The sequence below is a fragment of the Geminocystis sp. genome, assembly GCF_041753295.1.
In the GTDB taxonomy this organism is placed as follows: domain Bacteria; phylum Cyanobacteriota; class Cyanobacteriia; order Cyanobacteriales; family Cyanobacteriaceae; genus Geminocystis.
Genome location: NZ_JBGSUU010000110.1, coordinates 59465 through 84306 on the forward strand (window position 1 = coordinate 59465; position 24842 = coordinate 84306).

18 protein-coding genes, 1 tRNA gene and 2 pseudogenes are annotated in these 24842 nt (G+C 33.2%); 13 read left to right on the forward strand and 8 right to left on the reverse strand.

Translation table 11 applies throughout. The features are described 5' to 3' along the window. Positions 1 to 153 precede the first annotated feature (153 nt). The 3 genes from ACEW8E_RS13795 to ACEW8E_RS13805 all read right to left on the reverse strand — a co-directional run bounded on the left by ACEW8E_RS13795 (position 154) and on the right by ACEW8E_RS13805 (position 5576). Positions 154 to 762: a Uma2 family endonuclease gene (locus ACEW8E_RS13795; RefSeq protein WP_373480933.1), complete on the reverse strand. Its 609-nt coding sequence runs from the start codon at positions 760 to 762 to the stop codon at positions 154 to 156. Between the two features lie 182 nt (positions 763 to 944). Further along, on the reverse strand, positions 945 to 4307 hold the full coding sequence (locus ACEW8E_RS13800; protein WP_373480934.1) for a methyl-accepting chemotaxis protein: 3363 nt from the start codon (positions 4305 to 4307) through the stop codon (positions 945 to 947). Positions 4308 to 4454: 147 nt separating this feature from the next. Next, on the reverse strand, positions 4455 to 5576 hold the full coding sequence (locus ACEW8E_RS13805; RefSeq protein WP_373480935.1) for an FAD-dependent oxidoreductase: 1122 nt from the start codon (positions 5574 to 5576) through the stop codon (positions 4455 to 4457). 191 nt (positions 5577 to 5767) lie between these two features. Here ACEW8E_RS13805 and ACEW8E_RS13810 point away from each other — a divergent pair, with 191 nt between their 5' ends. After that, positions 5768 to 6772: a pentapeptide repeat-containing protein gene (locus ACEW8E_RS13810; RefSeq protein ID WP_373480936.1), complete on the forward strand. Its 1005-nt coding sequence runs from the start codon at positions 5768 to 5770 to the stop codon at positions 6770 to 6772. A gap of 7 nt (positions 6773 to 6779) precedes the next feature. On the opposite strand, the gene ACEW8E_RS13815 is transcribed toward ACEW8E_RS13810, so the two are convergent. Then, the gene (locus ACEW8E_RS13815; RefSeq protein ID WP_373480937.1) at positions 6780 to 7844 is read right to left on the reverse strand and encodes an ADP-ribosylglycohydrolase family protein; all 1065 of its coding nucleotides are present in this window, start codon (positions 7842 to 7844) and stop codon (positions 6780 to 6782) included. A gap of 188 nt (positions 7845 to 8032) precedes the next feature. Here ACEW8E_RS13815 and kaiC point away from each other — a divergent pair, with 188 nt between their 5' ends. From kaiC to ACEW8E_RS13835, 4 genes and pseudogenes are all read left to right on the forward strand, one after another. After that, positions 8033 to 9553, forward strand: a complete 1521-nt coding sequence (gene kaiC / locus ACEW8E_RS13820) for a circadian clock protein KaiC (protein ID WP_373480938.1) — start codon at positions 8033 to 8035, stop codon at positions 9551 to 9553. Positions 9554 to 9600: 47 nt separating this feature from the next. Beyond that, positions 9601 to 10212, forward strand: coding sequence for an alpha/beta hydrolase (locus tag ACEW8E_RS13825; RefSeq protein WP_373480939.1), 612 nt, complete (start codon positions 9601 to 9603; stop codon positions 10210 to 10212). 401 nt (positions 10213 to 10613) lie between these two features. Then, the gene (recG, locus tag ACEW8E_RS13830) at positions 10614 to 13103 is read left to right on the forward strand and encodes an ATP-dependent DNA helicase RecG (protein WP_373480940.1); all 2490 of its coding nucleotides are present in this window, start codon (positions 10614 to 10616) and stop codon (positions 13101 to 13103) included. 226 nt (positions 13104 to 13329) lie between these two features. Then, positions 13330 to 14481: pseudogene (locus tag ACEW8E_RS13835) on the forward strand (IS4 family transposase). Between the two features lie 61 nt (positions 14482 to 14542). Here the strand turns inward: ACEW8E_RS13835 and ACEW8E_RS13840 are convergent. Beyond that, a pseudogene (locus ACEW8E_RS13840) lies at positions 14543 to 14716 on the reverse strand (IS1 family transposase); the annotation flags it as partial. A 313-nt stretch (positions 14717 to 15029) separates the two neighbouring features. Continuing rightward, positions 15030 to 15103 (reverse strand) — tRNA-Val (locus ACEW8E_RS13845). Between the two features lie 150 nt (positions 15104 to 15253). Between ACEW8E_RS13845 and ACEW8E_RS13850 the strand changes: the two genes are divergently transcribed. From ACEW8E_RS13850 to serS, 3 genes are all read left to right on the forward strand, one after another. Then, a complete protein-coding gene (locus ACEW8E_RS13850; RefSeq protein ID WP_373480941.1) occupies positions 15254 to 15757 on the forward strand; it encodes a DNA recombination-mediator protein A in 504 nt (167 codons plus the stop codon). A 154-nt stretch (positions 15758 to 15911) separates the two neighbouring features. After that, positions 15912 to 16577, forward strand: coding sequence for a photosystem II biogenesis protein Psp29 (gene psb29 / locus ACEW8E_RS13855; RefSeq protein WP_373480942.1), 666 nt, complete (start codon positions 15912 to 15914; stop codon positions 16575 to 16577). A gap of 107 nt (positions 16578 to 16684) precedes the next feature. Further along, positions 16685 to 17971, forward strand: a complete 1287-nt coding sequence (gene serS, locus ACEW8E_RS13860; protein ID WP_373480943.1) for a serine--tRNA ligase — start codon at positions 16685 to 16687, stop codon at positions 17969 to 17971. Positions 17972 to 18169: 198 nt separating this feature from the next. On the opposite strand, the gene speD is transcribed toward serS, so the two are convergent. Continuing rightward, positions 18170 to 18583: an adenosylmethionine decarboxylase gene (gene speD, locus ACEW8E_RS13865; protein WP_373480944.1), complete on the reverse strand. Its 414-nt coding sequence runs from the start codon at positions 18581 to 18583 to the stop codon at positions 18170 to 18172. Between the two features lie 312 nt (positions 18584 to 18895). Here speD and ACEW8E_RS13870 point away from each other — a divergent pair, with 312 nt between their 5' ends. Both ACEW8E_RS13870 and ACEW8E_RS13875 read left to right on the forward strand, forming a co-directional pair. Further along, positions 18896 to 19795 carry an FTR1 family protein gene (locus tag ACEW8E_RS13870; protein ID WP_373480945.1) on the forward strand — a complete coding sequence of 300 codons (900 nt, stop codon included), beginning with the start codon at positions 18896 to 18898 and terminating at the stop codon, positions 19793 to 19795. Positions 19796 to 19857: 62 nt separating this feature from the next. After that, on the forward strand, positions 19858 to 21069 hold the full coding sequence (locus tag ACEW8E_RS13875; RefSeq protein WP_373480946.1) for an EAL domain-containing protein: 1212 nt from the start codon (positions 19858 to 19860) through the stop codon (positions 21067 to 21069). Between the two features lie 54 nt (positions 21070 to 21123). Here ACEW8E_RS13875 and hpf read toward each other — a convergent pair whose 3' ends face one another. Further along, complete coding sequence (gene hpf, locus ACEW8E_RS13880; protein WP_373480947.1) at positions 21124 to 21717, reverse strand: ribosome hibernation-promoting factor, HPF/YfiA family; 594 nt, start codon at positions 21715 to 21717, stop codon at positions 21124 to 21126. 723 nt (positions 21718 to 22440) lie between these two features. Between hpf and ACEW8E_RS13885 the strand changes: the two genes are divergently transcribed. The 3 genes from ACEW8E_RS13885 (at position 22441) to ACEW8E_RS13895 (ending at position 24822) form a co-directional block, all read left to right on the forward strand. Continuing rightward, positions 22441 to 23463 (forward strand): long-chain acyl-[acyl-carrier-protein] reductase, encoded by a 1023-nt coding sequence (locus tag ACEW8E_RS13885; RefSeq protein ID WP_373480948.1) that lies wholly within the window; start codon positions 22441 to 22443, stop codon positions 23461 to 23463. Between the two features lie 107 nt (positions 23464 to 23570). Next, positions 23571 to 24374 (forward strand): carbohydrate ABC transporter permease, encoded by an 804-nt coding sequence (locus ACEW8E_RS13890; protein WP_373480949.1) that lies wholly within the window; start codon positions 23571 to 23573, stop codon positions 24372 to 24374. Positions 24375 to 24498: 124 nt separating this feature from the next. Further along, complete coding sequence (locus ACEW8E_RS13895) at positions 24499 to 24822, forward strand: STAS domain-containing protein (RefSeq protein ID WP_373480950.1); 324 nt, start codon at positions 24499 to 24501, stop codon at positions 24820 to 24822. Positions 24823 to 24842: the final 20 nt, after the last annotated feature.

The window sequence follows — 24842 nt, forward strand, 5'->3', positions numbered from 1 at the left end:
TCCCTAAATCCTCAATAATGGGATCTTTAAAACTGACTCCCCCAAACTTGGGGGCTGGGGGGCGAATCTCTCGTTTAAATTTCTCAAAATTGCGGGATGGGGAGCGAATCTCCCTTTAAATTCCCCAAACTTAGGGGCGATTGTTATTTTTATTCATCCTTCAAATAATTCTAAAGGGGTTAATTTTAATTCGGGAAAAGTAGAAGAAATTATGCCGTTGTTATTTTGATAAGATTTAATTTGATAAGTTTTATTATCATCTAAAGTACAAACAAAAATAGTCGGTTGTTTAGGATTACCTAACCATGATCGACCAGCTACAGCAAGATAATCAATTAACCAATATTCCTTAATACCTAATAACTGATACTCCGTTAACTTATCGATATAGTCATCTTCCCAATTAGTGGAAACAACCTCCACCACTAACTCAGGAGCTTGATATAAAACTGATTGAGCCGTTAAATTAGACTCCCAAATATCTTTATCCACCACTACTACATCAGGATAACGCCCTTGTTCTTGTCCTGTTTGTGTTTCAGTGCGAATAAGAATTCGTCCACTAATACGATAATTTAGGTTAGAGCGTTTGGCTTCCTCTTTAAAAATATCAGCAATGGCATCGGCAAGATCATCATGTTTTCTGGTGGGTTGTTTGCGCATAATTTCACCATTAACTAACTCGTAGCAACCTTCCTCATCGGGTAATTGGTTAATAAATTGAGAAAAAGATAATTTTGGTTTCGTAATAACTGCTGTCATGGTTATTTATAGGTGAGAAAAACTTGATTAATTTTGTCCCTAAATCCTCAATAATGAGATCTTTAAAATTGACTCCCCAAAATTGGGGGTTGGGGGCGAATCTCCTTTTAATTCCCCCAAAATTGGGGGTTGGGGGGCGAATCTCCTTTTAATTCCTCCAAACTTGAGGGCTATAAGGATGTTTAATTGACTTTAAATTTACTAACACTTTGTTCTAAGTTTTCGGATACTTTTAACAGTTTTCTGAAACTGCGAGATACTTTTTGTACAGTGTTAGAAGTATCGTTAGAGATTCCTGCTACATCGGACATAGTTTCAGTAATGTCATCAGAGGTTTGAGACTGCTCGGCGGCTGCGGTGGCGATCGCTGCAACTAACTGGTTAATTTGAGCAGAAGCGGCGGTAATATTAGTCAAAGAGGCGCGGGTTTCTTCTACCAATCTTGTACCTTCTACCACCTGTTCTGTACCAGATTCCATCGCTTTAACTACCTCGTTAGTTTCTTCCTGAATTTCAGCTACCACTTTTTCAATTTCCGCCGTTGCGTCGGCTGATTGACGGGCAAGGGATCTAACTTCTTCGGCTACCACCGCAAAACCTCGTCCTTCTTCTCCTGCGTGAGCTGCCTCAATAGAAGCATTTAACGCTAAAAGGTTCGTTTGATCGGCAAAACTACCAATGAGGTTAACTACTTTAGAAATTTTCTGAGTTGATTCTCCTAATCGTTTAACTTTTTTCGCTGTTTCCGCTACGGTTTCTCGAATGGCAAGAATACCGTCCACCGTAAGATTCATGGCTACTTCTCCTTCTTCTACACTTTGATTAGCTCGTTTTACTGCTTGTTCTGCTTGTTCTGCATTATCTAAGACACTACGCGCGCTAAAGGCTAAAGTTTGTATCTTTTCAAGGGCGACATTGATGTCTTCCGCTTGACGAATAACCTCTGTAGCTAAATTATCGACAAAACCTTCTTGCTCAATAATAACCTCACTTACAGCTCTTGTACCGCCTTGTACTTGGGTTACAATTTTTCTTAAACTTTCGATAGTAGCATTGTAAGAGTCGGCGATCGTACCTATTTCATCTTCTGTTACACTGGCTCGAATAGTTAAATCACCTTGAGAAACAGGATCAACTTGCATCAATAATTCTAACGCTCGTTGTTGGATGGTTTCTTTTGCTTTTCTTTGCTCTAACTCCGATGCTCTTTGTTTGCTCAATAGTTGTATTCTTTCTAAGGCTGGGCCAATTTGGGTGGCAAGTTGAGATAAGAAAGTACATTCAGATTCTGTCCATTGTCGGGGTGCGTCACATTGATGAGAGATAAGTAATCCTAATAAATTATTTTCCACAATAATGGGAGTAACTAAATTAGCTTTAACGGCAAAAGGCTCTAATTGTTGTATATGACAGCTAGTTAATCCTGCGGTATAAATGTTATTAGTCGCTTGTACTCTACCTTGTTTATATTTGTCCACATATTTATCAGCAAAACAAGGATCTTTGATATTTGCTCCTAATGCTTTAGGATATTGAGGATCTACAGATTCAACAATAATAGTACCTTTCCAATCTTCGTCAAACTGATAGATGATTACTCGACTAGATCTTAATGCTTCCCTAGCCATTTCTGTGGTTATTTCAAAAATTTTCTCTTGAGTTAAAGATTCGGCAATTTTGAAACTTATATCTTTTAATTTTCCTGATAAGAAACTATCTAACTGCTGATTTTGTAACAAGATTACTCTTTCTAAGGCTGGTCCCATTTGGGTGGCAGTTTGCATGAAAAAGTCAATTTCTCCACTTTGCCAGTTACGAGGAGATGAACATTGATGGGCGATTAATAAACCAAGTAGTTTACCTTCAACGATAACGGGTGCAACTAAATTCGCTTTGACGGCAAAAGGCTCTAATTGTTGTAAATGACAGTCGGTTAACCCGGCTTTATAAATGTCAGGAGTCGCTTGTACTCTACCTTTTACATATTTATCGACATAGTTACCAGCGAAACAAGGATCAAGAATTTGTGCGCCTAGGGCTTTGGGGTAGTTTCTATCAACAGATTCGGCGATAACTGTACCTTTCCATTGTTCATCAAAACTATAAACTATGACTCTATCTGATTGTAAGGCTTGACGAGTTTCGGTGACGGCGATTTCAAATACTTGATTGACGTTAAAAGCCTTAGTCATTTCTAAGGTAATATTTTTCAATAAAGTAGATTGACTGGCAAATAATTGTTGCTCAATAACAAGGCTTCTTAATTGAGTTGTCATTTCGTTGATATTTTTACCTAAAACGGCAATTTCATCGTTACCAATGACTTCTACTTCTACGTCTAAATCTCCTTCACTAATTTTTTTAATGGTTTTAGCGGTTTTTTCTAGGGGATTGATGAGTTGTTGTGCTAAAAGATAAGCGATATAACCTACCACTGCACCTGAAACTACAATACCGAAGAAAATGTAACTTAAAATGCGGTTAACGGGTGCTAATGCTATATCTACATCTTCAGATATAAGTACATTCCAACCTAAGTTAATTTTATCTAATTCGGTTTTGACTGGTTGATAAGCGATTAATTGTTGTTTTTTCTGTATTTGATTATAATCAATAAAACTTTGTGCTTCTTCTGTTTCTTTTTCCCATTTTAGGTTTTTAAAAACTTCATTGATGTTGACAGATTTATCAGTATTTGCTTTTTCTCCACTGGTTAACTTTCCGTTTTGAAATTCTCCTTGAGTGGAAAAAAATAATTTATTGTCACCATCGGTTAAATAAACTGATTTTCCTTCCCCTTTATAAGCATCTGTCAAAACTTGCCCTAATTTAGCTACAGGTATCCGCAAACGTAAAAAACCTAATCTTTCTTTTGTCTGGGGATTTTGAATAATTGAGACAACATAAATAGAAAAAACATTATCAACTTTAGAGATAAGAGGTTGACTAATACTAATACCGTTGTTTTTGATGGCTTCTTGAAAATAACTACGGTTTAAATGATTTTCTAAAGGTTTTCCTTCTGTTTGGGCAATGACATTTCCTTGAGTGTCAAATAGTGCTACACTATCATAAAACTGATAAGTATTTTTGATAATATTAAGTTGTTCTTTTAATTTCGCCGTGTTTCTATTGACAAAATCCGCCGATTCGGGAAAAGACTGAGCGGTGCTTTTTACATCTAAGTAAGTCTCATTAAGTTTTGATACCATTGTGTCAGAGATAAATCTTGTTTCTCCTCTTTCACTTTTTTCAATTTTGGCACGGAAAGAACTATTAACGGCAATAGATATAATTGTACCTACTACAATAATCGGTACTACACCTAAAGTAATGGCGGTGGTAGTCATTTTAAACCTCAGACTTTTATTTTGCCACCAAGGAATAACACCTGTCTCTTGATCTTTTTTTACGGATGGTTTACCGTTATTATTCGGAAATGATTTTTGAGAGTTATTCGCCACTCCATTCATACTTGATGAATTATTGTTTTTAATGTCGATATTTTTTTCTTGGTTTGGTTGTTGTGGTGAAGTCTGAGTCATCTAATCTTACCTCTGATGGTTTACGCTTAAATTTAAGTTAAGTATTTTTACTTAGTATTAAAGACTATTATTAGTTAGCTAATATATGGTTTTAATTCTAGCTCAATTAAAGGGGATTCAATCTTTTAATTTTTTCCTAATTCACCTTTATAGTTCGGTAAATTGTTTCATAAATGCAGTGTCTAAGTATTTTTTAAAGTACCATAATAATGGGGATTCCCAGCTAAAATAACCCCAACTAGCAACGGCGGTTTCGTCACTAATACCAATCAGATTTAGATAATATTTTTGGGGATAATGACATTTTAATGATTTATGGTTTAATAAATTACAGATATTTTCATATAAAGGTAATCCTTGTTTGACGGCAAAAACTCCTGCTTTTGGGTGAGGATAATTAATCATATTAGCAATATCTCCAGTGGCAAAAATAAAATCATAATTGATACTTTGTAAGGTATTTTTAATGAAAATAAAACCATTTTTATCTGTCATAATTGAGCTATTTTTTAACCATAAAGGTGCGGTGGCTTCTGTGACTAAAAAATGATAGTTTGAGATAATCTGTTTTCCTGATGTTAAAATTACTTCTTCTTTTTTGATAGTTTTAACTGTGGAATTTAGATAAATATTAATATTTGTGTTTATAAGAATGTCTGTTAATTTATAACTTACCCATTCATTATGATTTCCTAAAATTCTATTTCCTTTATGTATTAAATTAATAGTTAATTTTTCTGGAGATAAAATCTTAGTTAATCTTTTGTGGGTATTAATTGCTAATTCTACTCCTCCTGCGCCTCCTCCTATAAATGTTAAAATTAAATTCTCTAAATTATTTTCTTTACTATTTTTAATAATTTCTTGCCATTTTTCTAATAAAAACGGAACTGGTTTCGCTGGTATTCCGTATAAATTTGCTCCTTCAATATTACTAATTTTAGGATTGCTACCAATATCAATAGAGAGTAAATCAAAGTTAATTTTTCCTCCCGATTTACACATTATTTTTTTGTTTTGACAATCTATATTTATTACTTCATCAATAATTAAATTTATTTTAGCAAATTTACATAGTTTTTCTAAATTAATATGGCTTTCTTGATAACTATAATAACCTGCTAAATAAGCTGGTAACATTCCCGAATAAGGAGTATTTTTAACATTACTAATCAAGGTTATATTTATACCTAATAATGGTTTTTTGCCCCATAACTTTAAGGCGATCGCATGACTATGACCACCACCAATAAAAACTAAATCTGTCATAGGTAATTAGGAAAAAAAGAATATATATTTATATGAACAAACATAAACTTTAAATACATTTATTAATAATTTATTAAGTTTTAGTAAAAATAAGAAAAATAAGAAATATAATATAGAAATATAATTTTTTTTAACCATAAATTGTTAATAGTAATTAGTTAATTTTTAATAAATTTTTAGGATTAAAGACCATGATAATCAATGATATACTTAAACGATATAGAGAAGGGGATAGAGATTTTCGTCATAGTAATCTCAGTAAAAGTAACTTAAGTGGCATGAAATTAAGTAACTCAAATTTATCAGATTCTAAACTAACGGATGCACATTTAGCATGGTCAAATTTAGAGCGATGTTTTCTGATAAAATCCGATTTACGAGGAGCTTTTTTATATGGTGCAAATTTAAGTTTTGTTAAGTTAAAAGAATCTTTATTAATGGAAGCCGATTTAACGAAAGCAGATTTACATGGTGCGCAATTACATAAAGTTAATCTTGAAGGTGCAACTTTAAGCGGTGCAGTTTTGACATGGGTTAGCTTATATATGGCGAATTTACCCAATGTTAATCTTTGTGGTGCAAATTTAGACGGTATCAATTTAAGAGGGGCAAATTTACAGGGTGCAAACTTAAACTGGACTAATTTAAACCATGCTAGATTAAGCGGTGCAAACTTACAAGGGGCAAAATTACAAGGTATTAAGTTGAAAGGTGCATTTCTTAACGGTTTAGATTTACAAGGTTGTAATTTTAGTGCTTTAGATTTAACGGAAGCTAAAATTAGCGGTGCAAAATTACAAAATAGTAATCTTTCAGGGAGTAATTTAAGTAATGCGATATTACGTCGAAGTATTTTAACTAAAGCTAATTTGAATAATGCTCAGTTACAACAAGTACAAATGAGAGGGGCGCAGATTATTCAAGGAAATTTCATGAAAAGTAATCTAACTGAAACTGATTTGAGAGGAGCGGATTTGAGCTTTTCTAATTTGAATTTAGCAAATCTGACGGGGGCGGATTTAACCGATGCAAACTTACATGGTGCTTATTTATGGGGTGCTTGTCTTAATGGTGCAATTTTGAAAAACACAAACTTAACGGGTGCAAGTTTGCGAGATGCGGATTTATCGGGAGTAAATTTATCCGAAGCTATTTTAGATGGTGTAACTATGCCAGATGGTAAAATTTATTTGTAGAAAATGATTAAAAAGGCGGTAATAAACGCTGAAATCCATGAATTAAAACGACTATTAAAAAGACGAAATTTCTTGGCAATATCCACCACCAACCATAACTAACGGGAGTGTTTTTTTGATATTGATTATTAATATTTTCTGTTAATTTATCGGCAATTTTGATTAATAGTTCGCTATTTCGAGGAAAATCAGAGATTTTTTTGAGCCATGGTTGCGGAATATTTAATTCTCCAGTGGTTGCACCACATAAAGCGCCTGTAATTGCTCCTGTGGTATCTGTATCACCACCACAATTAAAAACTGCTTCTAAAGCATCTCTAAAATTGCCAAAATGTTGATACCAAGCATAAATTGCTATAGAAACTGTTGTATATACATAACCAGAAATACCTTTTTCTTGTCCCATTAATTCGGCAAATTCTGCTACGGATAACCCTTGTTTTAAGGCATAAAGCAATTGATTAGTTAAATTTAGCCATTCTTCTTCTTTATCCTCAACTAATCTTAAAATTACTTCTAATTCGTCAATATCTGGACATTCCTTTAAATCTTCTCTAACAATCCATGCTGTAATATAGGCGATCGCTTTTGCACCAATTAAAGCACGAGGATCACTGTGGGTTATTTTAGTGGATAATGTGAGAAAAATGTCTAATTTAGGTAAATTATGGGCAAAATAAGCACCTATAACGGCACAACGCATGGCTGCACCATTTCCTGCGGAATATACCCCACTTTTATCAGGAGAAAACCCTAACCATAATCGAATAATCGATTTTAAAGTAGCTAAACCAACTCCAGCAGGTAATGATAATAACCACCATTTGAGACACCAAGAAAATCTTTTGACAAAAATATCTTCCCTATCACCACAGGCAATAAGACATTGAGCGACAAAGATAGTATGCTCTGTATCATCGCTAATCATTCCATAACCGAAGATTAATCTTTGATGCCATTTTCCTCGAAAAATCTTTTGATTACGTCTTCTCGATATTCCTTCGGCGGGTAAACCCACAGAATCACCTACGGCTGTACCTAACAAAAGTCCTTTGATGGGATTTTTCATCATAATTGATAACTCCTCGTTTTCTTTCTAATTTCTATTAAAGGGCAAAGATAAATAAATTCCTAACTCCCCGTTTCCTTTACATCTCCTATCTCCCCGTTTCCTATTTCCTAATTAAGAATAAACTTGCATCGCCAGAAATAACACTAGATAATATAATATTGTTGGTGCGAATTATAGAGAGAAAATGAATGAGTCAAGAAGCAGAATTAGATATTGACTATATAGAAAAACTAGAAACGGGAATACCCGGATTTGACTTTTTAGCTGAAGGTGGATTACCAAAAGGTAGGGCAACTCTCGTTTCAGGCACGGCAGGAAGTTCTAAAACTGTATTTGCTTCGCAATTTTTAGTAGAGGGAATTAAAAGGGGAGAAAATGGTGTATTTGTAACTTTTGAAGAACCACCTAAAGCCATTAGAAGCAATATGTCAGGTTTTGGGTGGAAAATAAGAGAATGGGAAGAAAACAGACAATGGGCTTTTGTAGATGCTTCTCCTCAACCGGGTGAAAGACCGATGGTTACAGGAGAATATGACTTAGGTGCTTTAATTGCGAGAATTGAATATGCCATTCGGAAATATTCTGCAAAGCGAGTATCATTAGATTCTTTAGGGGCGATTTTTAGCCATTTAGCGGATAGCGCACAGGTGAGAAATGATTTATTTAGATTGGCTTCGGCGTTAAGGGAGTTGGGTGTAACAGCGATTATGACGGCTGAACGTACTCAAGAATATGGTGAGATTAGTCGTTATGGGGTAGAAGAATTTGTAGCTGATAATGTGGTTATTTTGCGTAACGTCTTAAATGATGAGAAACGTCGTCGCACTATTGAAATTCTTAAATATCGTGGTACTAATCATCAAAAAGGGGAATATCCTTTTACAATTATTCCAGGTCAAGGTATGGTAATTATACCTTTATCGGCTATTGAATTAGAGCAACATTCTTCTAACATTCGTATAACTTCAGGTAGTGATCAATTAGATAAAATGTGTGGTGGAGGCTTTTTCCGTGATTCGATTATTTTGGTATCGGGTGCAACAGGCACAGGAAAAACCTTGATGGTAACAGAATTTATGGCAGGAGGAGTACAAAATAATGAGCGTTGTTTAGTGTTTGCTTTTGAAGAAAGTAGAGAACAATTGTTCAGAAATGCTACCGGTTGGGGTGTTGATTTTCAAAAAATGGAGAAAGAAGGCAAATTAAAAGTTGTTTGTCGTTATCCTGAAACTACTGGTTTAGAAAATCATTTAATCAACATGAAACAAACTATCAAAGAATTTAAACCTAATCGAGTAGCAGTAGACAGTCTTTCCGCTTTGGAAAGGGTTTCTAACCTTAAGGGTTTCCGAGAATTTATTATTGGTTTAACTTCCTTTATCAAACAACAGGAAATAGGCGGTTTATTTACTTCGACAACCCCTACTTTATTAGGAGGCTCATCTATTACAGAAGCACATATTTCTACTATTACCGACTCAATTATTTTACTGCGTTATGTAGAAATGTATGGCGAAATGCGTCGAGGTATAACTGTATTAAAAATGCGAGGCTCAATGCATGATAAAGATATTCGAGAATTTACGATTGATCACAATGGTATGCACATTGGACATCCTTTCCGTAATGTTACGGGTATCTTAGCTGGTACACCTATGTACACAACTCAAAATGAAGTTGAGCGCCTTAGTAATCTTTTTGATGAATAATTCATAATCTGAATCAACTATTTAACCTAATATTTATGGAGGAAAAAATGGCTTTAGATGTAATTTCTAGCCCTTTAGTTAACGGGCAAAAACCAGAATTTATATTTGTTTTATTACATGGTTGGGGAGCAAATTATCATGATTTAACTGCTCTTACATCTATGTTAAATTTACCTTCTTGTTTATATTTATTTCCTAATGCACCCTACCCTCATTATCAAGTATCTGGTGGTAGATCATGGTATGCTTTAGAAAATGACAATGAAGGAATTGAGGCTAGTTTAGATCAACTTTATCAATGGTTGTTATCCTTAGAAGACACCACAGAAATTCCTCTTTCTAAAACTATTATTGGTGGTTTTTCTCAAGGTGGTGCGATGAGTTTAGATGTCGGTTTACAGTTACCTGTGGCTGGGGTGGTTAGTCTTAGTGGTTATTTACATTTTCAACCTACTGCTGAAAGAAATCCTTTTCCCCCTACTTTTATTTCTCATGGTATATTAGATACTGTTGTACCGATAAAAACTGCCCAAGAAACTAAACAAAAATTGGAAGCAGTGGGAGTTAATGTTGAATATCACGAGTTTAACATCGCCCATGAAATTATACCTGCTCAAATGCACTTGGTGAGAGATTTTGTCCTTAGAATCTTTGGCTAAAAAGTATCAGTTTTCAGGTTTAATATAATTAGTTTATAGATTATTCAATATTCTTCCCTGTTTGCTAACTCCTAACTCCTATCTCCTATCTCCTAACTCCTAACTCCTAATTTCCCTAACTCCTATCTCCTATCTCCTAACTCCTAATTTCCCTAACTCCTAACTCCTATCTCCTATCTCCTAACTCCTATCTCCTATCTCCTATCTCCTAACTCCTAACTCCTAACTCCTATCTCCTATCTCCTATCTCCTATCTCTTATCTCCTAACTCCTAACTCCTATCTCCTATCTCCTATCTCCTAACTCCTATCTCCTATCTCCTAACTCCTAACTCCTAACTCCTAACTCCTATCTCCTATCTCCTATCTCCTAATCTATTATGGGTTTATTTATCACAGACAATGAATAACAATAAGGATAATAGCTTTGATTGGCAAAGAATCGAGAAAGCCTTAACCGTAGAAAAAGAATATGGTTATTCAAATTTGCAAGGGAAACAATATCGCTTTCATGAATTTCTGTGTATAACTTTTGCGAAAATTCCTCCTGTCAATAATTTGTTAATTGCTTTTCGTTGGCAAAAAATAGCACAACAATATACTATTTATCATCAGTTAAATATACAGCAAAGAACTGATTTAATTAGCTATACCGAAGCATTAATAACTGAAGTTCAAGAATTACAAGCAAGTAATCTCCATTTTTATGACACCGAAGATAATTCTCTTAGTTATCCTCTAAAAACGGCAAATCTTACCCCTTTTATTCCTGCGACAACCCCGAAAAAAATCACCTTAGATCAACCTGTCACGGATTTAAGTACAATTAGTTATCGTCAAAAGGAGTTATTCGCTAAGTTAGGTATTTATACAGTTCGAGATTTACTTTTTTATTATCCCAGAGATCACATTGATTATGCTCGTCAAATTAATATTTCTGATTTGGAGGCAGGAGAAACCGTTACGGTTATCGGTAAAGTTAAAAAATGTGATTGTTTTAGCAGTCCAAAAAATAAAAAGTTGACTATACTCAACATTATTCTTCAAGATACCACTGGGGAATTAAAAATTAGTCGTTTTTTCGCTGGTAATTTTTCTAGTAATCGAGGTTGGCAGGAAAAATTGAAGCGGATGTATCCTGTAGGGGCGTTATTGGCTGCTTCTGGCTTGGTGAAGGAAAATAAATACGGCATTACCCTTGATAATCCTGAATTTGAGGTTTTAGACTCTCAAGGTGGTAATCTTAATTCCCTCAAAATTGGACGTTTATTGCCTGTTTATCCTCTTACCGAAGGTATCCCCGCCGATGTTATTCGTAAAAGTGTTGTGGAAGCTATCCCCGCATTAGAAGAAATTAATGATCCTTTACCTGTTATTCTTAAACAACAATATAATTTAATTGACTTACAAACTGCGATCGCCCAAATACATTATCCAGAAAGTCAAGATAAACTAAGCCAAGCTAGACGCAGACTAATTTTCGATGAATTTTTCTATCTTCAGTTAGGCTTTTTACATCGTAAACAACAAGAAAAAGAAAGCCGTAAAGCAGTAATATTTACTCCTCAAGGAAAACTAATTGAGGAATTTAACCACATTTTACCTTTTAAATTAACCAATGCTCAACGAAGGGTTATCAACGAAATTGAAACAGATTTACAGTCAGATTCTCCCATGAATCGCTTAGTACAAGGAGATGTGGGATCTGGTAAAACAATCGTAGCGGTTTTTGCTATATTAGCCGCCTTACAATCAGGTTATCAAGCTGCTTTGATGGCGCCGACGGAAGTATTAGCAGAGCAACACTATCGCAAGATAGTAGAGTGGTTTAACCTCTTGTATTTACCTGTAGAATTGCTTACAGGATCAACAAAAATGGCTAAGCGGCGGGGGATTCATTCACAACTACAAAGTGGCGAATTACCCCTTTTAATCGGTACTCATGCTTTAATTCAAGATCCCGTAAACTTTTGTAACCTTGGGTTGGTTGTAATTGATGAGCAACATAGATTTGGAGTGCAACAACGGGGGAGACTACTAGCGAAAGGAAAAGCACCTCATGTATTGAGTATGACGGCAACACCAATTCCGCGCACTCTAGCTTTAACCCTTCACGGTGACTTAGATGTGAGTCAAATTGACGAATTACCTCCCGGCAGACAAGCAATTCAGACAACTGCATTAACGGGAAGACAACGACAAAACGCCTATGATTTAATTAAGCGAGAAGTAGCACAAGGAAGACAGGCTTATGTGATTTTTCCCATGATTGAAGAATCAGAAAAGTTAGACGTAAAAGCCGCAGTGGCAGAATATGAAAAATTTAAAGAAAAAATCTTCCCTGATTTTAACATTGGCTTGTTACATGGGCGATTATCATCGGCGGAAAAAGAAGCGGCATTAAATGCTTTTCGTGATAATAAAACTCAGATAATTGTCTCGACGACGGTTATTGAGGTAGGCGTTGACGTACCTAACGCTACGGTTATGTTAATTGAAAATGCCGAACGTTTTGGCTTATCTCAATTACATCAGTTAAGGGGTAGGGTAGGGCGTGGTAGTCATAAATCTTATTGTTTATTACTCAGTAGCAGTAAAACTGGTGATGCTATGCAGAGATTAAGTGTTTTAGAGCAATCACAAGACGGTTTCTTTATTTCCGAAATGGATTTGAGGTTGCGTGGACCGGGTGAAGTATTAGGTAGTCGTCAATCAGGTTTACCAGATTTTGCTTTAGCGAGTTTAGTGGAAGATCAAGAAGTGTTAGTATTAGCTAGGGAAGCGGCTGAAAAGATTTTGTTACAACACAAATATTTAAAAGATACTCCTTCTTTAAAAGATGAATTAGAAAGACGTTATCGGAAGTTGATTGGCTCTCAAATGTTAATGTAGCAATAGTTAGTTTTTTATAGATTATGGCATTTATTTATAGTTAATTGACCTTGATTTACCATAATTAAAATTATGAAAATTGTGTAAAGTAAGTATTACTCAGTCGGTATTTATCCTGAGGGGGGGGACAATGAAGCTAAACAGATGATTTGATAAGGGATTGAACATGGTAATCTGGATAAAGATGAGATGTTTTCAGTTTTTATATTAAAAATAATAGAAAAAGATGTTTCAACTTCCTCAATTTTATCAGGATCATTTAAAAAAACAGTTTAATTTACCTCAATATTTAAGTCTTTGTCTTTTAGTTAACTTACTCCAAAATCTTAAAACGGTGAGGTTAGAAGAAATGGTAAAACGTTTTCCTTATCCGATTAAATTAAGAAGTAGAATTAAAAAGTTACAACGATTTCTAAGTCTGGGAAATTGGAAAATTGAAACTATCTGGTTTCCGATTTTAAAATCATGGATTATTAACCAATGGGAATCAAAAAAAGTGATTTATTTAGTCATTGATAGAACACAGTGGCAAAATATTAATATATTGATGGTAAGTTTAGTTTATAATCAACGAGCTATTCCTGTATATTTTACCTTATTAAATAAAAAAGGAAGTAGTAATTTATTAGAACAAAAACAAGTATTAGAACCAAGTATTAATTTATTAATTGAATATAAAATAATCGTTTTAGGAGATAGGGAATTTTGCTCCGTGGATTTAGCAAAATGGTTATCAGTAGAGAAACAGGTTTATTTATCTCTACGTTTAAAAAAGACTGAATATGTCGAGTTAGAAACTGATATATGGTTTCGATTAAGTGAATTAGGTTTATCCCCAGGATTCTCGGTATATTAGCTCAGAATAAAAGTTACAAAAACAAAGGGATTTTCAGGAATTAATTTAGCAGCAAAATGGAAGAAAAACTATGGTAATCGATCTAGTAAAGAGCCATGGTTTATTCTCACAAATTTAGCAAGTATGTCAGAAACAATCTCTGCTTATTCCAAAAGAATGGGTATAGAAGAAATGTTTAGAGACTTGAAATTGGGAGGATATAATTTAGAGAGTACAAAAGTTAATAATGAACGACTAATTTCTTTAATTATACTGATAACATTATCTTATAGTTATTCAACATTTATAGGAGAAGAAATTAAAAGAAAAGGAATAAGTGAATATCTAGTTCGTCCCACAGAAAAAGGAAGAAGATATAAAAGATATAGTGATTTTTCTATTGGTTTCAATGCCATAAAATGGCTAAGTGAAATCTGCTTTTTCCAAGAACAATTAGATGAGTTAACCTCTTTATTTCCTCAGAAACAGTCCTATTATCGTCAAGGTATGAGGGCTATTTCCCTTATCCAATCTGCATTATGAGTCCTTTGTCGCCCCCTCAGGGCATATACCACTGATTAAAAAAAGGCGTTGGTGAATTAAGCTATGAAAGATAGGGAACAGGCACATCCTCCCAATGAAGATAATGAATCAATAAACCAATAGAGTACCCTAACATTTCTAGGGATTTTGAGTAACAAAGAGTTTTTTTGTGTAGTCTAGCCAGATAATGTCTTAATCTTGTATTCTCCCCTTTTACTCTTGTCATATGTGTTTTATCGTCGAGAATAAATTGACGAGAACAAGAAACACAAATATATTTTTGTTTATGTTGTTTATTTTTACCCTTTTTACGTATATGTTGGCATTTACATTCTGGGCATTGCATGATTAACCATAGCAAGAGAAGTTTAATTTATTTCTTCAATTATTCTAATTCATACTTTAATTCACCAACGCCCAAGTAAACACTTATAATCTTCTTAATGTAATTGGTCTAAATTTGGTCTAAAAAATATTTGGAGAAATAACAAGGGAAAGGAATAATCAAAAAAATCCGAAAATATAGATCTAGTAAGGAATGTAGGTTATGGACGTAGCCTGACTCGAACAGGCGACCCCATCGATGTCAACGATGTACTCTAACCAACTGAGCTATACGTCCTAGCCGTAAACTATTATATCTTCAATAGTAAAATACCGCAAGGTACTTTATTTGTTTGACTAAGAATAAAAATTTTGTCCACAAAAAGATGAGATTATTCACGATCATTTGCTAAAATGGCATGGAAATGTAAGGATAAATTAACAGTCTTTGAGTCAATCACTAAAAATTCCTAAACTCGATACTTTGGCGCAAGAATTAGCAGCTATCCAGCAAACTAGCTCGAAAAAAATAGCTCTACTAGGTTCTCGCCATGTTCCAATAACTCATCAACACTTAATCGAAATGATGAGTTATGCCCTTGTGTTAGAAGGCAATAGAATCATTACTTCAGGTGCGGCTGGGACAAATTCCGCAGCCATACGAGGAGCAATGCGTGCCGATCCTAATTTACTGACAGTAATACTACCCCAAAGTCTTGCTCGTCAACCGAGAGAATCACAAGATCAACTCAATCAAGTTATTCACTTAGTGGAAAATGAAGATCATGATCATCTCCCGTTAGGAGAAGCTAGTGCTATTTGCAACCGTGACATTATTTCTCGTTGTCAACAGTTGATTTGTTTCGCTTTTCATGATAGTCATACTTTAATGCAAACTTGCGAAGAAGCAGACGAACAACGAAAATTAGTTACTCGATTTTATTTTGATTAATAGTGAAAGAGATTTCACCTCATGAGGCTAAAGGCAAAACTTTTTGATTTTGTCTTGTCTCGTGCCTTAAAATAGATTAAGTCATGAGTTAAGGATAAAGATGTGAGATAATTAAGAATTGTTAACATCATCATCAACTAACTTATTATATTTCGTGGATAAACTTCGTACTGTTTCCGATACTAAAAGAAATTTTTATCAGCATCATAATCGCCCTATTAATTCCATTTATCGCCGAGTGGTGGAAGAATTAATGGTAGAAATGCACTTGTTATCTGTTAATGTTGATTTTCGTTCCGATCCTCTTTATTATTTAGGTGTATGTCAGAGTTTCACTCAATTTATGAATGGTTACACCCCAGAATCTGACAAAGAATCAATTTTTAGAGCTTTATGTCAATCTATTAATAATAATCCAGACGAATATCGTCAAAAATCAGAGACTTTACTTCATTTTGCCACAGAAAAATCTCCTCAAGATTTAATCAACTGGTTACTATATCCTAATAATGATTATGGTATGGATGCCATCGCAGATCATTGGCGTTATGCTTTAGATAATCCTAATTTTAAATATAGTCGTTTATTTGCCATTGGTTTTTATAGTTTACTCGAAAAAAGTGATTCTGAAATTGTCAAAGATGAAACTAAATTTTCTGAATTAATTAAACCTTTAACGGATAAATTAAATTTACCTATTGATAAACTTAAAAAAGACTTAGAGTTATATCGTAGTAATATTGAAAAAATGACTCAAATGCTTATAGTGTTAGCCGACACCTTAGAAGCAAGTAAGAAAAAAAGACTAGAAAAAAATTAGGAATTAGAAAGAAAACAGGGAATTAGGAATTAGAAAGGAAACGGGGAATTAATAAATATTATACTTTTTCCTACTACTTTATATTTTTTATATTATTATTCATTAATATGTTAGATTTAAAAAAAATCAGAGAAAATCCTGATGAAGTTTTAAAATTGTTACATCAACGCAATACTGATTATCAATTACAACCTATTCTTAATTTAGATAGTCAGCAAAGAGAAATGCAATCTGTGAGAACAGAATTACAAGCTAGAAGTAATGAAATTGGTAAAATCATCGGGGAAAAAATGCGCCAAGTTGGCGCTAATCCTCAAAGGGAAGAAATCCAAAATTTAAAAGAAGAAGGAAATCAAGTTAAAGCTAAATTAGCACAGTTAGAGCCTGAAGAAAGAGAGTTAAAAGCTAAACTAGAGGCTTTATTGTTAGAATTGCCTAATTTACCCTCAGAAACTACTCCTATGGGTAAAAATGAAACCGAAAATATCGAAGTAAGACGCTGGGGTGATGAGTTTATTCCTGATGGTAGTCACATTCTTCCTCATGGGGAAATTGGCGAAAAATTAGGTATTATTGATTCTCAAAGGGCGGTAAAAGTCGCTCAAAGTCGTTTTGTTGCTTTAATAGGCATGGGTGCAGCTTTAGAAAGGGCGTTAATTAATTTTATGCTCGATCACCAAATAGAAGCAGGTTATATTGAAGTTATGCCTCCTATTTTAATTAATAGTGAAGCGTTAAAAGGTACAGGACAGTTACCAAAGTTTGCAGAAGAAAGTTTTAAGTGCGAAAATGATGATTTATGGTTAACTCCTACCGCCGAAGTGCCTGTGACTAACTTGTATAGTCAAGAAATTTTGGAAGGGGAAAAATTACCTATTTATCATTGTGCTTATACTCCTTGTTTTCGTCGAGAGGCAGGAAGTTATGGGCGAGATATGCGGGGTTTAATTCGCTTACATCAGTTTAACAAAGTTGAGTTAATTAAATTAGTTCGCCCTGAAACAAGTGCCGAAGAACATGAGAAAATGGTAAATAATGCGGAGGCGATTTTACAAGCTCTAAAATTACCTTATCGGGTGATGGAATTATGTACGGGGGATATTGGTTTTAGTGCTGCAAAATGTTACGATTTGGAAGTATGGTTGCCTTCTGCTAACACTTATCGAGAAATTTCGAGTTGCTCTAATTGCCATGATTTTCAAGCTAGACGGGCAAATATTCGCTTTAAAGATAAAGGTAAAAAAGGTACTGATTATGTACACACTTTGAACGGTTCTGGTTTAGCTGTAGGGCGTACTATGGCGGCTATTTTAGAAAATTATCAACAATCTGACGGTACAATTAAAGTACCTGACGTGTTACAGTCTTATTTAAGAACCGATTGTATCGGGTAACACAAAAGACAAAAGATATTAATGGAAAAATCCTTGAATTAGACATAAGATTGATAAAAAATTATGCTTCTTGATGTCTAATTACTAATTCGATAACCCTCAAATGTGGTTTGTTCTGGAAATTAAAGATCATAAAAAGATGATAAGATTTTTTTGAGAACGCTTAGGAGAATTTGAGGGTAAAACAAGTTTTGATCACTAAGCTACACCTTGAAGAACGGGAATATACTCCTCTTTCATAGTTATAGTTTCTTGATTTACAAACGCTTCAGGAAAACCTCGATCAATTTCTCTCATGGTTGCCTGTTTTGCTTGAAGTGCAACTTGTAATACTTTCATGGCTTCTTTAGGTTGTCCAGCACCACAGAAAAATAAATCTGCAGCAAAATAACCATATTCGGGCCAAGTATGAATTGCAATGTGAGATTCCGCTAAAGTAACGGTAGCTGTTACCCCATGGGGACTAAATTGGTGTACACACATATCTATTAAAGTAGCTTTTCCAGCCTTAATAGCATCTAACAAGCCTTGACGGATTCTTTCTGGATTATTCAAAAGATCTGCTGGTGCTTGCCAAGCATCTACCACTAAATGTGTACCCACTTTGTTCATTCTTGTCAACTCACTCCATACTGTGTTTGCTAATAGGGACAATTGATTTTAACAGACTTTTTTTGCTATCTCATCCAAAACCTAGTTTATGTTTCTTCTTGAGTTGTAATAAAACTTGAGTGTTCATAGTAAGGTTAAGATAAGGTAAAGACAAAAATCATCCAAATAACAATCATATACAAATATAGATGCTTATGTCAACTAATTTTACTATTTTTTTCTGAAATGATTTACTTCCCAGAAGAAAACTGAAGAAGACAAGAGGTTGTAGTGATATAATTTTAAAAATTAGTGGATATTTTAATTCAGATTATGAATATCAGTAGTGCGTTACCTACTTTTGTTGTCACCTTGAGAGAGGGTTTTGAAGCCGCATTAGTGGTAGGAATTGTCTTTGCTTGTTTAAAAAAAGCAGAAAAACAAGAATATTATCGTTGGATTTATTTAGGAGTTATCGCAGGAATTTTAGCTAGTGTTTCTGTGGGTTTATTTCTTTGGAGTAGTTTACAAACACTAGAATCTAGTCAATATCTTTATGCACCTGTTTTGAAAGAAGTCTTAAAAACTTTATTTGCCTTGACTGCTATCGTGATGTTAAGTTGGATGTTGATTTGGATGAGCAAACAGGCTAAATCTATGAAAGGTGAGGTTGAGGGTGCTATTAATACTGTATTAACCAATGAAAATGCAGGAAAAGGAATTTTTTTATTAATTTTTATTGCTGTATTAAGAGAGGGTTTTGAAACAGTTTTATTTATTGCTGCTCAATTTCAAACTGACTTTTTAAGTCCGACAATAGGAGCAATAACAGGATTAATTTTAGCAGGTTTAATGGGCTGGTCATTGTTTTATTGGGGGGTGAAAATAAATATCCGTTTATTCTTTCAAGTTATGGGTATTTTTCTGTTATTAATTGTCGCTGGTTTAGTGGTTAGTGCTTTAAAAAACTTTGATGGGGCAGTAACAATTCTCGCTCAAATTAACGTACACTATCAGAGTTTATGTTTATTTAATCAAGGTTCTTGTTTACTTGGAATACCTATTTGGAATACAAGTAATTTTTTACCTGATAATCAATTTCCAGGTATATTATTAAAAACTTTATTAGGTTATCGAGATCATCTTTATCTAGTACAATTAATCTTTTATATTTTGTTTTTAGGTATTGTGGGTAATTTATATTTTTCTAGTTTAAACTCTAAGAGTAATTAATTATCATGAATAGTTACTGATTAGCAAATTAATTTTTAATTCTTGATTTTTAATTATTTATTATGTCAGAAAAATATGATTTTGGACAAAAATTTCCTAATCAAACATTACAAGCTGGAGAGTGTATTTTTAGAGAAGGAGAAACGGGTAATTTTGCTTATATTATCGATGAAGGAGAGGTAGAAATTTCAACTTTAGTTAATAATAAATATACCGTTTTAAATATTCTTAAAGCTGGAGATATGTTTGGGGAATTAGCTTTAGTTGATGGCAGTCCTCGATCTGCTGCTGCTTATGCTAAAACTAATGTGGTGTTAACTATTGTTACCAGTGAACAAGTTAAGACTAGAATTGAAGATGCTGATCCCATTTTAAAGTTATTATTAATGGTAGTGATGAACTATTTTCGCTTAGAAACTGGTAGATTAAGATCAGCAAAAGAAGAATCAGATCAAATATTTTTAGATAATACGAAAAAAGAGTATCAAGAAAAAATTTATCAAGCTATTGAGTTAATCAGATTAGAAAGTGATCTTAGAAGTGGTTTTAAACAAAATCAATTAGTTTGTTTTTATCAGCCTATTATAGACTTAAAAAGTAATTTAATTGTTGGTTTTGAAGTTTTATTAAGATGGTTTTCTCCTACTAGAGGCAATGTTTCTCCATCGGTTTTTATTCCTTTAGCAGAGTCAACTTCTTTAATTATTCCTATCGGTGAATGGTTATTAGAAAAAAGTTTAGAAGCTATTTTACAAGTAAAAAAAGAAACTAATTGTGATATATTTTTAAGTATTAATGTTGCGCAAAAACAGATTTATGATCCCGATTTCTTAAATATTATTAAGGAAAAAATTAAACATTCTTCTATTAACCCAAAACAAATTAAATTAGAAATTTTAGAAAGAAGTTTATTTGAAGGTGAAACTGCTTTATCTTTAGTAAAAAATTGTCGTGATTTTGGTTTACCTTTAGTTATCGATGATTTCGGTACAGGTTATGCTAATTTATCCTATCTCAAAAACTTTAAATTTGATACGATGAAAATTGATCAATGTTTTGTTAAAGAGTTAGAAAATAATGATAAAGATGAGATTATTTGTCGTACTTTAATTAATTTATCTCAGGGTTTAGAGATGACAACGGTAGCCGAAGGTATCGAAAATCAACAACAATTAGATATTTTGCGATCGCTCGGTTGCAATTATGGACAAGGATATTTCTTCTCTCAACCTTTACCTTTAGAAAAAGCCATTGATTTTATTAAACAATATTAGAATATTATTACTTATTACTTAAAATTATTCCCCCATCAGGAAATTTTACGGACTCTATTTATCCTGATTATGACGAGGTTGTATGACTCCAAAGCCTCCATGATTTCTTTTATAGATCACATTTACATCACCAGTTTCTTGATTTGTAAACATATAAAAATCATGATCCACAAATTGTAGTTGCTCTTGTGCTTCATCGATAGTCATAGCTGGTAAAGCAAAATATTTCATTCTAATCACTTCTGAAGGTAATTCAGGTTGGCGATCGCCTATGAGATTAGTATCCAAAGGAATTGTCTCTACAGAATCAACAGAGTCAACGGTTTTAACTTGAGAGCGAGTTTTTTGTCCTAATTGTCGTTCTTTATATTTGCGTAGTTGACGAGCAATTTTATCAGAGACAAGATCAATACTAGCATATAAACTTTCACTATGTTCTTGAGCACGAATTACAGTACCATTAGCATAGATAGTAACTTCGGCTTTATGTTTATTACTAATACGAGCATTACGAGCAACGGATAAATGAACATCAACTTTAGTCGCTAAATTTTGGAAATGTTTAACAGCTTTGTCTAGTTTTTCCTCTACATAATCATGGATTGATTCGGTAACTTCAATATTATTTCCTTGAATTAAAAATTTCATAATTAGTACTCCATTTCTTAGGTAATTAGTAACCTTTTTTTATTTTAAATTAACCAAAGTTTTAGTGTTAATCCTCAAAATCAATTAGTTTATAGTGTGTTTAACTATAAAGCAGTATCTTGTCTTGAATAAGATTAAAAAAATAGATTGAGTAAATATGTTTGAGAATTTAGTCAACTAAAACAATTTATTCATTCTCTAAATAACACAATATTATAAGTGTAGTTTTATGTTATTTAGTAGATCTTTCCTCCTAAAAACTTTCTCTATATTTTATAGATTAGCACTTTTGTGATGTAAAAAACAGTTATTTTAATTTATTTTCATGTTTTCTTTTTTTTGTAAAGTTTCGTAAATTAATCACCATCAAAAATTAGAATCTAACTAAATTTTGGGAGAGAAAAAGAAAACCCATGAGAAAGTGGACATTACATCTTTGTGTTAATTAGGGCAACCATTCTTTACTTTCAATGGTTTCTTTCACATATAACGAAGGAGAGAAGAGAATTGAATAAATGACAAAATAAGGCTTTTTGATGAAAAACACAGAGACAGTAAATATATAAAGAAAAAAATATCTATGCAATAAAGGCTAGAAATAAGTATCAATTCCTTTTTTTTGTTACATTTTTTAGTAATATGGTAAAAAAGTCTTAACTTATTCTTAGCTTTTATCGACTTTCTTATTTAAAACACCCTTATATAAACTAAATTAATTATTAAATGTTTGGTCTCATCGGTCATCTAACCAATTTAGAACACGCTCAAGCAGAAGCAGATAAACTCGGTTACGCTGAATATGCTAAAGAAGGCTTTGAATTTTGGTGCTCTGCACCACCAATTTTAGTAGATGAGTTTCAAGTTACCAGTGTCACGGGAGCGATAATTCACGGGCGCTATATTGAATCTTGTTTCTTACCAGAAATGCTCAGTAGTCGTCGCATAAAAACGGCTATCCGTAAAATATTAAATGCTATGGCATTGGCACAAAAAACCAAAATTGATATTACTGCATTAGGTGGTTTTTCTTCGATTATTTTTGAAGAATTTAATCTCAAAGAGAATAAACAAGTGCGCAATGTCGAGCTAGAATTTGAACGCTTTACTACAGGTAACACTCATACAGCTTATGTAATCTGTCGTCAGGTTGAACAGGCTTCAGCTAAATTAGGTATTGATTTAAGTAAAGCTACAGTGGCAGTTTGTGGTGCTACAGGAGATATTGGTAGTGCGGTTTGTCGTTGGTTAGATCAAAAAACCGATGTAGCGGATTTATTGCTAATTGCCCGTAATCGTGAGCGTTTACAAGCTCTACAATCTGACTTAGGTAGAGGGAAAATTATGGCATTAGAAGAGGCTTTACCCCTTGCAGATATTATTGTTTGGGTGGCTAGTATGCCTAGGGGCGTTGAAATTAATAATGAAATGCTGAAAAAACCTTGTTTATTAATTGACGGCGGTTATCCTAAAAATTTAGGCACAAAATTTAATCACCCTGATATTTATGTGTTAAATGGCGGTATTGTCGAACATTGTTTAGATATTGACTGGAAAATCATGGAAATTGTCAATATGGATATTCCCGCTCGTCAAATGTTTGCTTGTTTTGCTGAAGCGATGCTTTTAGAATTTGAGCAATGGCACACTAATTTTTCTTGGGGGAGAAATCAAATTACTGTTGAAAAAATGGAAAAAATTGGTCAAGCCTCTGTTAAACATGGTTTTCAGCCTTTATTGAGTTTTTAAATTCTTCGGTTAAGTAAGTAATAAGTAACTTATGATAAATAAAATTTTTAGTTAAATAAATAACTGATAAAATATTAGATTAAAATTTAAAAAAATCTTGTTAATTCATGGATAAAATTAATAATTCACGCTCTCAAATAATTAGTTTTTTGATACTTTTGATTGGTTTAATTATTGTTTTATCTCCCTTAATAATTGTTTTATATACCTCTTTTTTTTCTAATACTTCTGATCATAGTTTTACTTTTCACTATTATCAAGAAGCATGGGAAAAAGGTAATTTTATTCTTGCTTTTAGTAATTCTAGTTTAGTGGCCATCGCCGTAACAATTCTACAAATAATAACATCAACTTTAGCAGGTTATGCCTTAGCAAGATTAAATTTTAAAGGAAAAAATGCAGTGTTATTACTAATTTTATCTACCTTAGTGATTCCATTTCAAGTATTAGTAATTCCGATTTTTTTAGTATTAAAATGGGGACATTTAATTAACACTTATTGGGCATTAATTTTACCGACAGCAGCAAGTGGATTTGGTATATTTTTAATGCGTCAATATTTTACCACAATTCCCCTAGAATTAGAACAAGCAGCCGCCTTGGATGGTGCAAATTCTTTACAAATAATCTGGTATATTCTGTTTCCTTTAGCTAAACCTGCGGTTATCACTCTTTCTTTATTTACCTTTATCGGGGAATGGAATGACTTATTTAAACCCCTTGTCTTCACTAATAACCCAAATTTAACCACCGTACAATTATCCTTGTCCTCATTTCAAGAACAGTTTACCAGTAATTGGTCATTATTGATGGCTGCGGTGGTTATCAGTACTCTTCCTGTGATAATTTTGTTTATAATTGGACAAAAACAATTTATTGAAGGAGTTAGCACTACAGGAATAAAAAATTAAAGATCTCATGACCGTAGATTTTCGCTAAAATAACAAATATAATCTTAGTTCGACATAAAATTTTAGATAGGTTTTTAATGTCGAATTCAGGTAATATAAGTCAAAATTAATAATTTATTTATCCATGTTACCCAAAGTAAAAGTTTTACGCCCTGAAGGTATTTTAGATAGTGCTAAATCTGCGCAATTTCGTCAACAAATTAATGAATTAATCGATGAAGGTGTCAATGTCGTTTTAATTGATTTGAAGAAAGTAACTTTTATGGATAGTTCAGGACTAGGTGCATTAGTACTAATATTAAAAACTGTTCGGAATAGTGGAGGAAGACTGTTTTTAATGTCTTTAAATGATCAAATTAAAATGTTATTTGATCTTACCAATATGGGAAGTATTTTTGAGATAATTGAGGATAAATCAGAATTAGAAGAAAGATTAAGAAATCCCTAATTAACTATTTATTAGTTTTT